Below are 15,985 nucleotides of genomic sequence, written 5' to 3' on the forward strand. Positions count from 1 at the left end.
TAACTCATAATATATAGGAGTTTAAAAGAAACAAATTTCTTTCTTGACTGCTTACGCAGAATATTCAGCAAAGAAGTAAATTTGGGGGTTTTATGCAACCAAGCACTCATCAACAACAAGTTATTGACTGGTTACAAGCTGATTCGGATGTAAGAGATGCTGTGGTCAATTCTGTAGCGGGTTCGGGTAAAAGTACGCTACTCAAGCTGGCTGCTGATGCGATTTCGACGAGTAACGTAAAAATTCAAGACTGTTTGGTTTTGGTTTTTAATAAAAAAAATAAGACTGCTTTAGTTAAAAAGCTTGACTCTCGTTGGCAATACTCGATCTCTACCGTTCATAGCGCGGGGTATCAGGTGTTAAAAAAGTATCTTGGGGTCAAACGATTAGAGGTAGAAGAATCCAAATATCGCCATCTAGCTAAAAGCTTGGACTGGTTTAACGGCAGCGACCCTAAGCAGGCTAAGATAGTTAGTCTGAGCAGTTTTCTCAAACTATTTGAATTCGTTCGGCTAACTTTATCTCCTCTAACCCCCCAAGCTTTGTTTGGGTTAATTAGTCACTACGCTTTAGACATTGACAAACAACATTTAGCCCAAATTAGTCAAAGAATTGACTATTTATTTAGAGTGGGAATGGATGCTGCTGCAACCGAAGCTGTGATCGACCATACTGATATGCTTTGGCTGCCTGTAGTCTGGCAAGTTAACCAAATGCCAGGGTTTAAATTCGCCCAAAGGGTAATGGTTGATGAGGCTCAGGATATGAGTCGTTTACAGCTCGAATTTGTTTTGTCTTTGGCTCACGAAAGAGCCAAAATGCTATTTGTCGGCGATCCGGCTCAATCGATTAATGGATTTTGTGGGGCGGATACCGATAGCTTTAGAAATATTCAAATTAGACTTCAGGCTCAAAAGTTCACTCTGCCAGTGTGCTATCGATGTCCTAAGACTCATATTAAATTGATTAACAAGCTCTATCCTGAAATTCCCATCGTACCTAGAGACAATGCTCCTCCAGGAAGTATTAACGTGATTAAGGAAGTGGAACTGTGGGATGAGACAAAAGATAGTCGAATTACGCCTGGGGACTTAGTGATTGCCAGATGCAGCAGTAGTTTAGTAGATCTTCATTTGAAGATGATTATTAGAGGTATTCCCAGTAATTTAGTCGGTAGCTCTCTACAACAGGATCTATTGAATCTTTTAGAAGATATTGCCGAGCAGACGGGATTTGAATTTCAAAAGTTGGCTGAGTTTTCCCAGAGTTATTTGAAATTCAAACAGTCTATTTACGAACAGAATGATAACGGGGCGATTTTACTGCTACAGCTAAAAGACCAAATCAAAGCAATCGAGGCGATTTATAATCATTTTCAGAGTAAGTCCTTGGCAGAATTATCCTCAAATATTAAACAGTTGTTTGGCTCGGAAGATGATGAGGCAGTTTTGTTATCTACCGTTCATCGAGCTAAAGGCATGGAAAGCGAAAGAGTATATATAGCCGAACCTTTAACCCTACCTTTACTATGGGAAGGTCAAAAAGAATGGCAAGAACAACAAGAGCAGAATCTACTTTACGTTGCCCTCTCTCGCAGTACCAAGGATTTGTTTTTGATTGGAGATGCTTTTTGGTATGACCAGAAAACTGGTTCGATTATCGATAAACATGAGTCTGATTTGACCTCTGTTGTGGGTTCTAGTGTTACTGAACTAGTGAAGCTAGCATCCTCAGAAGAACTGGAACAATATATCAAGACAATTAGATCTGAGCAGGGTAAAAGAATTAGTCAGAGGTTTCAAAGGTTAGTTTAAGTGCTGCAAATCATTGGCTTGTCCCTAGCGGGAGTGTTAGGGGAAGTTTTTGTGTAATTAAATAAAAAATGAACGACTCAAAAAAGACAGGAGTTGAAATTGAACGTGGGAGACGGCGAACCTGCGTCGCCGAGTCCAACCACGTTGTTGTCAATCTGTCTGAGCTTTATCGCGATCTGGGTTGGGGAATGCCAGTCACCCCAAAACTCAGAACTTTATTGAGACAAATAAGTATGGGAATTGATGTTCAGAAAATAGTTGAAAATAATCCTTATCTTGCCAGATTAATGACCGAATGCCAGTTACTTTTTCCCGAAGTGTTTAACAAAAAGTTGAATCAGCATTGGGATTATCAGGTTGCTTGGCAATTTGAGGGAGGGTGGCTCGAATCTTTACTGGATTTAGTAGCAATGCAAGATCACAATATGTTGATAATAGACTGGTCTGGTCTAGAAGTTAATGCGATCGCTACAGCCCAGGCTTATATTTTATGCCAACAGTTAAAGTTGCCGCCGAATAAGATTTCAATTATCAGTCTTCTGACAAATGATCTCAAAGCAGATCATCGTATTTGCTTTAGCAGAAGAAGAATTTTTACCAACGATTTAGTTGTTTGCGAACAAGAATTAGGAGAACGATTGGATCTGCTGCATCAGGGCAAAGATCTAAGATTGGTATTGCCAGAAAAAGAGTCAGAAACGGAATTTAGCCTTCTGACGGAAATCGAGGCTATTCCAGAAATAGTAATTGATTAAACCGCTTTGCGGCAAGCTCTTAGTCGTTAGCTTTTAGCTTAATTAAAACTAGATTTAAACTACTTTTAATTGGAGACTCTTCATCACTCCCGCTCTGAGAAGAAAGTAAGGACTTGTAAGCTTTACACTCGCTTCGCGACCGAAGGACGTCCTTTAGGGCATCGTCCGCAACTATTTGAACCCAAGCTTTACTAAAAGCTAAAAGCTAAAAGCTATTGTTAAACCTCAATACCCTTGCGGGTTAGCCATCGAGCAAGAATTTTGATGATTCATGGAACAATTACCTATCTCATATCAACTATATTCGAGTAACAATCAAGGGCAAAATCCTCAACAATACGAGGTGAGCGATCGAGCTGTACCTCCAGTTGACCAATTAAATCAGTACTCAACTCAAGGACGTGTACCTTTGCTACAGCAGCAAGCTCAGATGGGTTTGGCTACTGTAGATACTCAAACTTATTTTCACGCCTACCAAAGTTTGCTGGCTCAGTTTAAGGGAAATGTAGACTGTCGAGTAATTCCAAGCAAGAAGAATGGAGATACGTTTACTTTAACTAAAGCAGGCGCAGAAAGGATTTGTCGCTTCTTTGGTCTGAACTATCAGCTGTTTGTCCTTCCTTCTATTAAACTAGATTTTGCCAATAATATCTTTTATTATGCTCACGAATGCCAATTAAGTTATCAGGGAAAAGTAGTGGGTAATGGGTTTGGTAACTGCAACAACAGAGAAACCAAGTACAACAAATCTTATTCTCCCGATATTCTCAATACTCTAGATAAGATGTCTCAAAAAAGAGCCTTCATTAGTGCTGTGTTATTTACTACGGGCGGAAGCAGGTTTTTTGGACAAAAAGTAGACGATCTCTAGCTGGTAGAAATCCGATGTTAGCGAGGAAGATTATCACAAATGAGAAGCTGGGGCTGAAGTAGGATAAACCAGAACATACTCAGTATGTGGTGATTATGCCCGTGATTATTGCCATGCTGTTTTCTTTTGCCGTAGTTAGGTTTAATAAATTAGCTCGAACAAATGCAATAGAAACACCTTACTCTGACCCCTATTATTTATTGGGGCGCATATAAATTGACTGGTAAGATGTAGTTAACTTCTTACCTAAAAATTCTACAAAAAATTAATATTTTGTTATAGATCGATTAATGATTCTAAAAACTAGGGCTAGATTCACTCTGAAAAAACTGGAATCATTAATGACAGCTTCATGAGCGAATACATTGCGGAAAGTTTAAAGCGAGAAATTCGTAGTCACTTTGCAGATTGTTGTGCTTATTGCCATACTGCTCATGCACTGATGCCTGTTACCTTTGAATGCGAACATATTATTCCTCGTTCGGCTGGGGGCAAAACAGTTTTTGAAAATCTGTGCTTGGCTTGCCCAATGTGCAATCGCTACAAATCCAATCGTCAACTCGTACCAGATCCTCAAACTGAAGAGAAAGTGCTTTTATCAAAAGCTTTAAGCTGTAAGCCTTTTGATTGACTACCTGCGCAGTAATGCTAATCGCCTTTCACTACCTTTTCTGATTAGCTTATAGCTTACGGCTTATAGGTGGAGCGAAGCGACTTTATTCTTCATTCAGATCGCTACAGGTAAGCCTTAAATGCTGATTTTGTTTGAGATTAAAAGCTTTAACAGATTCGAGATAGGTGTCTCGAATATGGTTATCAGCCATTATTTGCGATTCACGTTGAGTCCAGGTTTTAACCTTCCATTCTTGAGGGGTCAATGGCTCAATATTAATTGAATTAGGAGGTGTAATTTTTGTGTCTCGATCCAAAAACTGGTTAAGCACTCTAGCTATATGCAAACAGCAATAGTCAGGGTGCTTAGCTATTTGATATTCGGCAAAGCGAATCACGATATAGCCGAGTTTGAGAAAGAATTTGTCCCGATAGATGTATTTTGGATCTTCAACTAGATGAATTGGTAAAGATCCTTTAAATGAATAAGGCTCGTCAATTTCTAAGTCTACAGCGAGTTTGAGGTCGTCATTAATTAAGATAAAATCAGCTGTGGGAGTATAGCCTTGCTCGTCTTCAAACTGGCAATGTTCAATTATGCGCCAGGGATAAGAAAACCACTTATTGAGATAATTTAAAAAATAAGCTTCGGAAAATCCTTTTTCGGCATTATTATTAATCTTAAAATCGTAAATACTGTCTCTTTTGTTTAGGGTGTTCAACAACAAAATAGTCTTGCTTTTAGAATTATTTGTATTATTTTTTGATTGCTTAATGAAATATTTTCTAGATGTTATTTCTCTATTAATTTGTCGCAAGTCATTCTTTAAATTTTGTTCATAAATTTGCAAGCTAAAATAGCTTAAGAAAAATAAGATGTTCAAGATAAAAAGATATATCCCAAGTCTATGGCTAAATACTAATGAAATAGTGATTGAGAAAAGAAAAATAATGACACCAATGCTACCAAAGTAGAACTGAATTAGTTTAAGTTTTCCGTAGTAGTGTATTTTGGGAATACAAATAGATATTGGTTGTAGACAAAATGTAGGGTTATTTTTTAGCTGAGGTTTTTTGAATCGATCGAGAATTTTAGTTAAACATTTTGGGTAGAATGTCATGGGATAGTATTCTCGATGCTGTTCGACTATCAATTCTTCCATATTAAGTAGGCTGTCGCCTTTTAATTTATAACCACTAATAAAAAGATAACTCTAGAAAATGTCAATGTCTAGTTGCGAAGATACAGGAGCTAAAAACACTTATGACTCAAAAAAATCTAAGTCTTTCTGAATCTTTAAAAGACTGTAAGTATCCTTTGAAAATTGTTTTTACTATTGACCAACAGGAAAATATTCACTGTTTGACTGTAAGTTACTCAGAGTCTTTTCCTGCTATAGCTAGATATGAAGAAGTTCCTAGTGATTTAACTCAGGCGGTATTAGATTTACTGCCTGAATTTGATATTTCCCACAAGAATAAGGAATTGTCTAAGCGAAATCTAAGAAATAATGGTGAACGCAAAGTTAAGCCAATTGAAAATACCAGTGGTACAAAAAAACAAACTAAGAAGACCCCTAAGAAAGTTAAATTTGCTAAGAGCTTGATTTGAAAATGACTAATAAAAATGACAGCGTTAAAACTCAACCCAATACAGTAACGATCGAATATGAAGGACAGAAATATTCTGTCGAGAAGAGTAAGCTTGAAGGATTAGAAGATCGACAAATCTTAGACTTGCTCTCTGTTGGTTTTCCAGGGATGGCTAACAGCAAATTAGAGCGATTAGAAGATGGTTCGATTAAAATCATCAAGCGAGTCGGGACAAAAGGTAGTAATCAAACGGACATCTCACGGTGGCGAACCGAGTTCGCCACCCGTGTCCTCCTATTAGAGTTGCTACGCGATTTTCCCGAAGATGAGTTGCCAATTAGGATTGAGAGTCTAAATACTAAGTTAACTGAAGAATTGACCGTAAGTGAGTGGTCAGAAATTTATGAAACTCTAGACTTCGATCAGGTTCAATTGATTTGTGAACAGCGAAAGAATCAGATTAGTGCAGCGATTAGACGTTTGTATTTTTGCAAGACTAATTTCGTGCCTTTAATATGAATAGTCTTTTAGCAAAATCTAAACAGATATCCCATAGATTTAGGGGAATTAAAGGTACTAAATACCTCTTTCCTGAAGAATATGCTCAATTAAGCCCAAATTTGATTTTAAATGATGATGCGTTAGAAATAATAGATCGTCGTTTAATCGAGCTGTTAAATGAGCATTGCTTCCCCTGTTTCGATCCCGATGACGATTACCAATTACAAAAACGGGAACGACCCTATTTGGGATTGGAGAAAATTGCCATTATGCCTGCTCCCTATAGTGACTACGATTGCTACTACGGGGGCATCGGCTCAAGCTGGTTATATGTTCACATGACTATTGACGAGTATCTGGGCAGTTTGGGTTATGACGAGTCCATCGTCGATTTTGTCGAACGAACCTTAGACGATTTTATAGGTCATCCCCTGTCAATTTTGCCTGATGTCTTACGGTATGTCTTAGCCGTAACCAATAATATATGGCTTGATAATCACTTTGAGTCAGATAACGAATACGAACTTATTGAACTTGAGGTAATTACCTTAGAAGAACATTATCGAGAAGCTTTGGGGTTAATGAGGCAGCTAGAATTATTCGATCGCTGGTTTGAAGATAATTGCGCTGTCGCCCAAAAGGTAATAGACGTTATTTTTCGTAAAGCTCTTGCCGATGATTCCGCAACTAATTAAACAGGCTCAAGCGCTGCTAATTTTTCTTCAGGATTCAGCAGTATTTACTACTTCTGAAGATGGTCATACTTATATAAAGCAAATCGATTTTACCAATTTAATTGAAATCTTAGGGCAAAAAGATTTTCAGTCAGACTGGTATTTGCAGCCAAACGTAGCTTTGCATAAAGTATGTCAATACAACGGACAAATACTGACTGTAAGTTCGGTATTGCCAAATCAATATTTGCTGAGGTTTGACAATTTTAGCTTGAACGTTCCTTTGCCTGGGGCTGTAATCGTTCATAGACAGTCTCGCTTGTGGCTTTTTGCATATAAAGGACAGTTGAGCTTAAATTCTCAGCTATATCAATTTCCTTTGCCCAATATTAATTCTGATGGACAGGTATGTTGGGGGAATGTTTCGTCCCCCAATAAAGATACGGATACGATGTGGGCTAACTTTATTTCATCTAAATTTAACTATGACTTGAGTGGGGGAAAGTCACTATCTCACCCCAATTCAATCGTCGGCAAATTAATAGACATTTCTCAAAGTTTAGTCACTGTCTATCCCGAACAAGATTTAGTTCCTAATGGCTGGAGTTTAACCAAAATTCTCCAGCTCATAAACAAATAATTGAATAATAATGATGCTGTTAAGTCATTCAGTAGCAGGCAATTTAACAAGTAATAATTTGCCCACAGGTTTTACCTGGGCAGGTAATGGTATCTTTCGTTCTGTAACCAGACAAGAATTTAAAGCGGTAGTGTGTCACCGTGAAGTTCACACTCCAGGTCTACCGGAGTTTAAGCAAGAGTTTAAGCTATTAGTTCCTCCCGTACCCCAGACAAAGGTAAAGGCTATTATCAAGCAGATTCAACAAGAACCAGACTTAGAACAGCTATTTTATCTTTACTGGCGAGGCGATCGCTGGGAAGTTCTTTACCCCGAACAAGAATGTACTCCTAGTACCTGTATTGCTGGCGATCGCTTCCCTGAACCTGCTGTGATTGAAATTCACTCCCACGGTGCTGCACGAGCGTTCTTCTCTGGTACTGACGATCTAGAAGAGGATGGTTGCCGAATTAGTACAGTGATTGGCAAAAGCAATGACCAACTGGAGATTGTCAGCCGAGTCTGTATTCACGGACTATTTTTGCCTATTTCATCCAACCTAATTTACGAAAATATTAGTTTGTACTGTAATCATGTCCTCCCTTTCTAATCCGTTACAGCTAAATTTCAGCGATCTGTCGATTCTCAATGCCAAGCCCATCTATTTTGGTTTTTCCCACATACAAATTTATGTAGTGGGCTGTGGTGGAACTGGTAGCTTTCTAATTCCGCACCTATGTCGTATTGCTAACTTTCTCAATGAGACTGGCAGACAAATAGATTTGACCCTGATTGACTTCGATCGCGTTGAAGAAAAGAATTTGTATCGACAAAACTTTTGCCTGGCAGAATTGGGCTACAACAAGGCGCAGGTGTTGGCAATGCGCTATAAAACTATGTTCCCAAAATTAGCTATTACAGCAATGTCAGATTCTATAGACGCGATTGAACTTACTACCTACAAGCCGAGTTTGATAGTTGGCTGTGTTGATAATGCTCAAGCTAGGGCAAGTATAGAAGAATTAATGATTCAGCACGCATCTATGTTCGCTCATGGCGTAACCAAAAAGCCTTGCTGGTGGCTTGACTGTGGTAATAGCTATACCCACGGGCAGGTTGCGATCGGCAACTGGTACTCTACTGAACTTGACGACTATGTTTTAGAACCTGCTACCTGTATTAAATTGCCCCTGCCTACGATTCAATATCCCGAACTATTGCAAGTAGATGAGGATGAGAATATTTCATGCGCCGAGCAAGCTTTACTTAACGGTCAAAGCCTCAATATCAATTCTCAAATGGCGATTGTAGCAGGGGAAATGGTTCACCAACTGCTTAATTCTCAACTCAAGAGGATGCAGGTAGAGGTAGATATTTTTCGGGGTTCAATGACTTCGACTTGGATTAGTCAAGAAAACATCGATCGCCTTGTTCAAAAAGCCGAACCGATCTAGGCAGAAAGTGATGAAAAACAAGATCTATACTTAAACTATAACCAATTTGGAAATTAGCAATTATTGTGGCTAATAAGAAAGAACAATTAAACGGCAAATTAGATAATCTATCTTTCCTATGGAAAAGAATAGATGAATTGGGTATAGACGAAGAGCAACTTACTGTGGAAGAAATTACCATAATGGTAAAAGAAGTGAGACATCGTAAAAATTAGGGATGAAAGTCTTACTAGATAAGAATATTTGGATTTCTGGTTTATAAAGATTATGATCTGGGTAGTGGGATATAATGGGGACAATGCTTGTTAGCTCTAAACTTGGAACTCATGCAAATCACGCTCAACCTTGATGAAGCTCTGCATCTTACAAATCTCATACCAATTTAAATGGTATCCAAGGCAGATAGGGCATCCAAAATGAAGGAATAACCCGTGATAGAAGCAATCACTTCTGGTGTCAAATCACGTATAAGTTGATCGACTTTGGTTTGCAGTTGAGCCAAAGTCTTGAACGAAGTCCACTTTAAATCCGCTTTTATGTGTTCCCACAATCGCTCAATTGGATTCAACTCAGGACAGTAAGGTGGTTGAAACAATAAAATAATATTTTCTGGCAGAATCAAATCTTTGCCCTTGTGAAAACGCCCATTATCGACTTGAAGAATGTTGAGACTATCAGGATAAGTCTGAGAAAACTCATCCAAAAATCTTTGATAGCACTGGGTATCAACATGAGAAAATTGCAGCCAAAAAGATTCTCCACTTCGAGGTTCAACGGCACCGTAGAGCCAGAATGCTTTGAATAACCACTGCCATTGCCCAATTGGTTTGACACCAATAGCCGTAATCAATCGCCCGACAATGGTATGAAGCCCAAAGCGACTCTCATCTTGGACAAAGTAGCGAATCGGGCGCTCATCCTGCTTTACTTGGCGATCATACTGACTTAGCAACTTGAGGTCGTCTGCAAGGTTTTTTTAAAAGCCGATCTCTTCTCGCTATCTTGCTTACAATTTTGAGGACGAGCAACCTTCAGTTTAGCTTTGAGTCGATAGCGAGTCATTTGATAGACTGCATGATACTCCGCCTTGATCCCCAAAGTTTCCGCTAACCACTGTTGCACCTCTCCATAACTTTGAAATCCACGATTCTCTGTTAAACGCTTCGCCAGAGTTTTTTCTGCCCATTCAGGAATTACTCGTACTCCCCCAGATGATGTCTTGATTGCCAACATTGCCTCTACTCCACCTTTTCGGTACATCGACAACCAACTTTGCAATGTGTTTCGATGCTTCGCGATCGCCTTGGCAATTGCGCTAATACTTGGTGCCTTTTCTTGTTTCAACCAGTAGAGAACTTGCAATCTTTCCTTCGCTCTCGGTGATTTGACTTGACGTAACTGTTCCGCCAGCTCATCCAAACTTTCCTTGATTTCAATTGATGTTACACCAACCATCTATGTAAATTACTAAACAACTCCCTTTTAGTTTAGTTCATCTGCCCTTTGTTCAATTTAAATTGGTATCACCACGCAGCTTTAGGTTGTGTTGACGAAGGAAACTCAACAACTTCGCTCTTGCTCACCTCCCTTTGATCGCCCTCTCCATAACTCAGGGTAAAATGAAGAAGCAATGTTGAAACCGAGGGCAATCCCATGACTGTTCGCCAACGACGTTATAGCAAAGAAGAATTAGCTCGACGGGGGCAAGAATTCTATGAGTCTGGTATTCGGCAGCAAGTCGAAATCGGCAACGAGGGCAAAATTGTGGCGATCGATATCGAAACTGGAGATTTTGAGGTTGATGAAAATGTAGTTCCCGCAACCAATCGACTGTTTGAGCGACATCCCGATGCCCAACCCTGGGTGCTTCGGATCGGACACCGCACTGTCGATCATTTTGGAGCGCGAAGTCTGAAGAAAAATCCATGATGCAAGGAGTAGTAAATTCACGGCGTGAAGCAACGCTGACTGTTGTTGTAGGTAACTCGAATCAGCAACTGCAAGCAATTAAAACAGTGATTGATACAGGATTCACTGGGTTTCTGTCTTTACCCTCTACAATTATTGCCGCCCTGAATTTACCTTGGAGTGCATCTGACATTGTTACATTGGGAGATGGAAGCGAAACTCTGTTTGATTTGTACACTGCGGTTGTGATTTGGGATGGGCAGTACCGCGACATTTATATTGCAGAATCAGAAACAGAACCTCTGCTCGGAATGGCGATGCTCTATGGTTATCGATTGCAGGTTGAAGCTATTGAGGGTGATATCGTCAAAATCGAAGCTTTGTGATCGTTGCTGAAAGCGATCGGTGTGGCACGGTCTAACAACGCAGTGGAGCGACGGTACAAATTCAGAAATTAAAAAAGCCGACGGAAGGATGTCATCAACATGCTCGGATGACAGCTAAAAATAAAGATTATGACAAAGGAACTGCTTAATTTAACTATTCCTCACTCACTACCATTACTAGAATCTCTTTGTTGGAATATTGCCAATCCCTATAATCTTTCTTTAAAGGAAATGTTGTCTATCTATGAAACTAGATGGAGGTTTAGGGGGTTACTTGGCAGAGCAACTAAAGCCGAGTTAAATTTTGTTCACCTACTGGCTCAAGCGTACAATCGCCCATCCCTACTACCAGAACAAATGGAAATAGACAAACAGCATTTCTACCAGAAGGTTCGAGGAATTATTAACAATCTCGATCCAGAGATTTTAATTGAATACCAAGCTTATTTTGGCGGTGGCACGATGTTAAGCTTGGAGCGAGATTGCTACCGTCTTAGTTACGACTTAGATTTTCTCTGCAATTTAGACTCTTTTAATCGGTTGAGACGGTGGGTTGATGAGGGACGAGTAAAGGAACTACTCAAGAGCGATCGCCTGAGCATTGGCGAAATTAAAAAGGATCTTTATGGCATCAGAATGCCTCTAATTTTAGATCGAGAATTACCTCCAATTAAATTAGAGTTCATTGCCGAAAATCGCTTTGAACTCAATCCTTGTGAGATTGGAGAATTAGGACTTCCCTTGCTCAATTTAACCGATCGCTTTACTAGCAAACTACTAGCTAATGCCGATCGCTATATGGATTCTTCTACTCACGCCAGGGATTTGATCGACCTGACAATACTACGCTTATCTAGACCAATTCCCACCGAATCAATCTTGGCAGCAGAAGCCAACTATCGAGTAAGACAACCTTTAAGAGAAGCGATCGTCAATTTTCAAAACAAGCCAGAATGGAGAGCTAGTTGCTATGAGGCTTTAAGTGTTGACAATCCAGTTAGGATAATTGATGGTTTGGATGAGTTGGCAACAGATTTCGAGCTGGAAGCGACCGAAAGAAGCTTTCGAGAAACTGATTTTAGTTATTTAGAAACCAAGCAAGAAGAAGATCCCATAATTTGAGCAGGGTGGCAAAATTCTCGTGTTAGAGAAGACAAAACTAGATGCGATCGCTACTCTGGACTCAAGTAATTATAATTTTACTTAATCTAGTTAACGAAGCTTTTTTCGGTTTTGTAAGATTAATGTTTGAGACGAATGACATCATTGACTCGTCCCTTGCAGTTTTTTAGAAGATTTTGACCTGGAATGATATCCAGAAAGTTTATTGATATCATTCAATATGGGGTAGATATACCGAAAGTTTCTGTTTTTGATCCCATATAGGGTTAATATCCAGAAAGTTTCCGCATAATAAATAGTTAGGCAGCTTGATTTATCAGTCTTGGCAGAGGTTCAAAAGATGTCTGTAGATGTTCCAGATTAAGTTTAGTTTTTACGTATAGGAGCGCGATACGGTTGATGGGAAGGGTTATACTGCCTTGATGATTAAGATCAATTGATGTCCAGCATGAGGAAAGCTGACCGTCTTTTTCAACTGGTGAATCTCATCAGATCCCACCAACCCATTACAGCAGGACAACTCGCTGAACGAGTTGGTGTTTCTGTGCGTACGATTTATCGATATATTGATGATCTTTCGGTGAGTGGTATTCCAATCTACGGTGAGCCTGGTGTCGGTTATGCTCTGGATAAAGATTTTGAGTTACCGCCGCTCACTCTAACTCATGATGAGATTGCCGCTCTACTGTTGGGGATTGAAATGTTGTCGCGATCGACTGGGACTGATTTGGAGGCAGCAGCAAAAACGCTTCTCAGCAAAGTTGGAGCAGTGTTGCCACCACGCAGTGTTGATCCAACTCGCGCATCTATTCGAGCGTTAGGTAATCTTTTGAATGACCAAAGCTTAAGATATTGGAATGCTCTTTATCGAGCTATTCAACAGCAACAAGCCGTCAGAATCGAGTACTTGAGCTTGGATGAGCAACTATCTCAGAGAACTATCTTCCCGTTGGGACTATTCTATTGGGGCAGTAAATGGACGGTTGGAACATGGTGTACGCTTAGAGAGACGTACCGAGATTTCCGCATTGATCGCATTCAAGCTCTTGATTTCGCTTCAGATTTTGAATTTCCAAGTCAAGAAATCAATCTTGATACCTACACAGAATTTCAACTTGAGAGAATGAAATTATCTGGATTCCAGCCACTGACATAACGTTGTCAGGAGCAGAGTTCTATGTTGGATAACATTCAAGAACTTGTGATGGAGTCAATTTTGCTATGTTTGAGATGTTTCCTAACTTTTGGACTCCTGTATTGCCTGTCGCTGAAATCGGAACAGTTCCTATTGCAGTTGAATTAGCAGGCGAATCACTCGTTCTATTTCGGAGTTCGTCTGATCAGTTTGCAGCGTTTCTAGATCGCTGTCCTCATCGCGGTGCGCCGCTTTCTCAGGGACAAGTGACAGCCGACGGTTGCCTTGAATGTCCCTATCATGGCTGGCAATTTGCCTCAAATGGTGCTTGTGTTCAGGTTCCCTTCAACTCACTTAACCCAAATCACCTTTCAAAACTGTCGATCGGGAGCTTTCCGGTCAGAGTGATTGCAGGGATGCTCTGGATTTTTACAGGAACAGAAAATGTGCCAGAACCAGAGTTGCCGTCAAGTTTGTTAGAGTCCGAGGATCGCTATGTAATTCACCATGAGATCTGGAATGCTCATTGGACACAGGCGGTTGACATTTCGCTGGATTATCTGCATCTCCCTTTTGTTCATCGAAATTCATTTGGTGGCGAGCTAAATGACGCAGCACACAAAGATGCGATCGCCCAAATCAGCGTTACTTCAACGACAAATGGGATGACGGTTACTAATCGGCTCAATACCTTATCTTCTGGAACTGAAATTGACTGGCATCAGCCGAATAATATCGTTCTAAATCTGGACGGAATGCCTCTTCTTCCCCATTTCTTTGCAATTCCGATTAATACCCAGCAAATGCGATTTATGCAGGTTCTTCTACCCAACCCTGGAATCGATCGGAGTAACTTTGATTTTGATGAGTTTTTTGCAGCATCCGACGACGATCGTAGCATGGTTGAGGCACAAATAGGTGAAGTTCTCAATGTAAAGGAAGGATATAATGTGTCTACCGATGAACCCTCACTGAGATTTCGTCGTTGGTACTACCGCGCAGTCAAAAATAAGAGAACAGAAGCTACTCAAGACATGAGTACTGGTAGATGACATTCAGTGGCGACAGCCGTATAACAACGTGGTTGGAGCGGACGTTCAGAGTCTTTTCGTCTAGCGTTTAAGTTCTCTCATCGCCGCTCAACCGGAACGTTAGTCACTCAATTCCATCTGCGTTGGTAGCCAGCATTTCAAAAATCGTGTGAGGACTTTTAAACGTTTGCCGTGTTTCTGGTAGCTGAAGTGCCTGCATTGTATTCACGTGTTCGCATTCGTCATCGCGAATATTCACAAAAAGCTAAGTCCGTTGCGATCGGCGAGTGGTGAACTTTATGAGTCTTATAATGAATGAATAAATAGACAAATGAAAAAGCGTATGACAGAACAAAACGATCTCAATCTAGCCAAAATTAAAGCTAGACAACAAATAAATTCTATTCCTCCTGGGGAGGCTCAACAAATTGTTAATGATGTAATTTACGCAGATATGTGGCAGCCTGACATATCAGAAGCAGTAGACTGGGATGATTCAATTCCTATCCCAAAATCTTGGATAAATAATGTCAAAGAAAACTCCTGAAGAAATTAGAGAAATTTTAATTAAAATAAAATCACAGTCGGATTTGATTCTGGTAGGAGGTCATGCCATCAACCTTTGGGCTAGTGCTTATCGAGATAAAATTCCACAATTAAATAAATTTCTCCCTTTTTCTAGTGAAGACTTGGATTTTATTGGTGGAAGGATTGAAGCAGTTGAAATTCAAAGAATTTTAGGAGGTGATTTAACACTCAATAAAAATTTCGATCCTTCTCCTAACACTGGAGTTTTAATTACTGACGATAAGAACCAAGCATTAAGAATTGATTTTCTGGCTTCAGTGTATGGTTTGGGTGATGATGAAGTTATTAACAGCGCGATCAATTTTTGCGGTCAAGATAAATTAATAGGAGTTAACTTAAAAGTACTCAATCCAATTTTATGCTTAGAAGGAAAGCTAAAGTCCTATACTGGATTGCCCCAAGCAGGGAGACAAGACAAAAAACACCTGCAAATTTCTCTTTTGATTGTTAATCAATATATTAAAGATGTTTGCATAGAGAATGATCCTAGAGATGGACTTAAGTTGATTGAAAAAATGCTCAAAACTGCTAAATCTGATGCAGGACTAAAAGTATGGCTTAAGGATGATATTGACATAATTAAAACTGTTCCTTTGGACATTATTGATACTTTAGAAGATCCAAAATGGGAAAAGTTCAGAACAATCAGATTTTCTCAAGCTATACAAGAAATAGCGGACAAAAGGGTTAAATATCAAGAAATCGATCTTGAGATCAGTTTAAGACAAAAATCAATTGACTCAAGAAAAAATTTGGAAATTGAGCCTTAGCAATAAAAATAATTGAGCCGAGTTTAACCTTGACTGAGTTATTTTTATTTATTACCGCTAAGCAAATTGCCGTTTTTGTCTTCGTTAAGAGTATCTTAGTCATTGTTACTATTTATTTTGAGCGAGATAAGCCTTCATAATTTTGCAAAACC

The 15,985-nt window shown here is 39.6% G+C and carries 21 protein-coding genes; 18 read left to right on the forward strand and 3 right to left on the reverse strand.

Annotated features, from left to right (window positions below):
- Window positions 1-92 precede the first annotated feature (92 nt).
- The 4 genes from KME09_20960 to KME09_20975 all read left to right on the forward strand — a co-directional run bounded on the left by KME09_20960 (window position 93) and on the right by KME09_20975 (window position 4,071).
- The gene (locus tag KME09_20960; GenBank protein MBW4536408.1) at window positions 93-1,814 is read left to right on the forward strand and encodes a UvrD-helicase domain-containing protein; all 1,722 of its coding nucleotides are present in this window, start codon (window positions 93-95) and stop codon (window positions 1,812-1,814) included.
- A 68-nt stretch (window positions 1,815-1,882) separates the two neighbouring features.
- Entirely contained in the window at window positions 1,883-2,569 is a 687-nt protein-coding gene (locus KME09_20965) for a hypothetical protein (protein MBW4536409.1), read from the forward strand.
- 271 nt (window positions 2,570-2,840) lie between these two features.
- The gene (locus tag KME09_20970) at window positions 2,841-3,440 is read left to right on the forward strand and encodes a hypothetical protein (protein ID MBW4536410.1); all 600 of its coding nucleotides are present in this window, start codon (window positions 2,841-2,843) and stop codon (window positions 3,438-3,440) included.
- Between the two features lie 352 nt (window positions 3,441-3,792).
- Entirely contained in the window at window positions 3,793-4,071 is a 279-nt protein-coding gene (locus tag KME09_20975) for an HNH endonuclease (GenBank protein MBW4536411.1), read from the forward strand.
- Between the two features lie 85 nt (window positions 4,072-4,156).
- On the opposite strand, the gene KME09_20980 is transcribed toward KME09_20975, so the two are convergent.
- Window positions 4,157-4,774, reverse strand: coding sequence for a hypothetical protein (locus KME09_20980; GenBank protein MBW4536412.1), 618 nt, complete (start codon window positions 4,772-4,774; stop codon window positions 4,157-4,159).
- Between the two features lie 542 nt (window positions 4,775-5,316).
- Between KME09_20980 and KME09_20985 the strand changes: the two genes are divergently transcribed.
- The 7 genes from KME09_20985 to KME09_21015 all read left to right on the forward strand — a co-directional run bounded on the left by KME09_20985 (window position 5,317) and on the right by KME09_21015 (window position 9,108).
- The gene (locus KME09_20985; GenBank protein MBW4536413.1) at window positions 5,317-5,664 is read left to right on the forward strand and encodes a hypothetical protein; all 348 of its coding nucleotides are present in this window, start codon (window positions 5,317-5,319) and stop codon (window positions 5,662-5,664) included.
- 2 nt (window positions 5,665-5,666) lie between these two features.
- The gene (locus tag KME09_20990; GenBank protein ID MBW4536414.1) at window positions 5,667-6,164 is read left to right on the forward strand and encodes a hypothetical protein; all 498 of its coding nucleotides are present in this window, start codon (window positions 5,667-5,669) and stop codon (window positions 6,162-6,164) included.
- A complete protein-coding gene (locus tag KME09_20995) occupies window positions 6,161-6,841 on the forward strand; it encodes a hypothetical protein (protein ID MBW4536415.1) in 681 nt (226 codons plus the stop codon). Before KME09_20990 ends, KME09_20995 begins: the two co-directional genes overlap by 4 nt.
- Window positions 6,822-7,460: a prokaryotic E2 ligase family D protein gene (locus KME09_21000; protein ID MBW4536416.1), complete on the forward strand. Its 639-nt coding sequence runs from the start codon at window positions 6,822-6,824 to the stop codon at window positions 7,458-7,460. Before KME09_20995 ends, KME09_21000 begins: the two co-directional genes overlap by 20 nt.
- A gap of 10 nt (window positions 7,461-7,470) precedes the next feature.
- Complete coding sequence (locus tag KME09_21005) at window positions 7,471-8,049, forward strand: hypothetical protein (GenBank protein MBW4536417.1); 579 nt, start codon at window positions 7,471-7,473, stop codon at window positions 8,047-8,049.
- Window positions 8,033-8,893, forward strand: coding sequence for a ThiF family adenylyltransferase (locus tag KME09_21010; GenBank protein ID MBW4536418.1), 861 nt, complete (start codon window positions 8,033-8,035; stop codon window positions 8,891-8,893). The genes KME09_21005 and KME09_21010 overlap by 17 nt, the downstream gene beginning before the upstream one ends.
- 65 nt (window positions 8,894-8,958) lie before the next feature.
- Window positions 8,959-9,108, forward strand: a complete 150-nt coding sequence (locus tag KME09_21015; protein MBW4536419.1) for a hypothetical protein — start codon at window positions 8,959-8,961, stop codon at window positions 9,106-9,108.
- 167 nt (window positions 9,109-9,275) lie between these two features.
- On the opposite strand, the gene KME09_21020 is transcribed toward KME09_21015, so the two are convergent.
- Both KME09_21020 and KME09_21025 read right to left on the reverse strand, forming a co-directional pair.
- Window positions 9,276-9,845 carry an IS630 family transposase gene (locus KME09_21020; protein ID MBW4536420.1) on the reverse strand — a complete coding sequence of 190 codons (570 nt, stop codon included), beginning with the start codon at window positions 9,843-9,845 and terminating at the stop codon, window positions 9,276-9,278.
- Window positions 9,839-10,348, reverse strand: a complete 510-nt coding sequence (locus KME09_21025; protein MBW4536421.1) for a helix-turn-helix domain-containing protein — start codon at window positions 10,346-10,348, stop codon at window positions 9,839-9,841. The genes KME09_21020 and KME09_21025 overlap by 7 nt, the downstream gene beginning before the upstream one ends.
- Before the next feature lie 198 nt (window positions 10,349-10,546).
- Here KME09_21025 and KME09_21030 point away from each other — a divergent pair, with 198 nt between their 5' ends.
- The 7 genes from KME09_21030 (at window position 10,547) to KME09_21060 (ending at window position 15,833) form a co-directional block, all read left to right on the forward strand.
- On the forward strand, window positions 10,547-10,822 hold the full coding sequence (locus KME09_21030; protein MBW4536422.1) for a hypothetical protein: 276 nt from the start codon (window positions 10,547-10,549) through the stop codon (window positions 10,820-10,822).
- A complete protein-coding gene (locus KME09_21035; GenBank protein MBW4536423.1) occupies window positions 10,819-11,187 on the forward strand; it encodes a clan AA aspartic protease in 369 nt (122 codons plus the stop codon). The genes KME09_21030 and KME09_21035 overlap by 4 nt, the downstream gene beginning before the upstream one ends.
- Before the next feature lie 129 nt (window positions 11,188-11,316).
- Entirely contained in the window at window positions 11,317-12,309 is a 993-nt protein-coding gene (locus KME09_21040) for a nucleotidyl transferase AbiEii/AbiGii toxin family protein (protein ID MBW4536424.1), read from the forward strand.
- 478 nt (window positions 12,310-12,787) lie between these two features.
- Window positions 12,788-13,465, forward strand: a complete 678-nt coding sequence (locus KME09_21045) for a YafY family transcriptional regulator (GenBank protein MBW4536425.1) — start codon at window positions 12,788-12,790, stop codon at window positions 13,463-13,465.
- 65 nt (window positions 13,466-13,530) lie between these two features.
- Entirely contained in the window at window positions 13,531-14,496 is a 966-nt protein-coding gene (locus tag KME09_21050; protein MBW4536426.1) for an aromatic ring-hydroxylating dioxygenase subunit alpha, read from the forward strand.
- A 310-nt stretch (window positions 14,497-14,806) separates the two neighbouring features.
- Window positions 14,807-15,022: a hypothetical protein gene (locus KME09_21055; protein ID MBW4536427.1), complete on the forward strand. Its 216-nt coding sequence runs from the start codon at window positions 14,807-14,809 to the stop codon at window positions 15,020-15,022.
- Window positions 15,003-15,833, forward strand: coding sequence for a hypothetical protein (locus KME09_21060; GenBank protein ID MBW4536428.1), 831 nt, complete (start codon window positions 15,003-15,005; stop codon window positions 15,831-15,833). The genes KME09_21055 and KME09_21060 overlap by 20 nt, the downstream gene beginning before the upstream one ends.
- Window positions 15,834-15,985: the final 152 nt, after the last annotated feature.

It is taken from the genome of Pleurocapsa minor HA4230-MV1, from assembly GCA_019359095.1.
GTDB lineage: Bacteria > Cyanobacteriota > Cyanobacteriia > Cyanobacteriales > Xenococcaceae > Waterburya > Waterburya minor.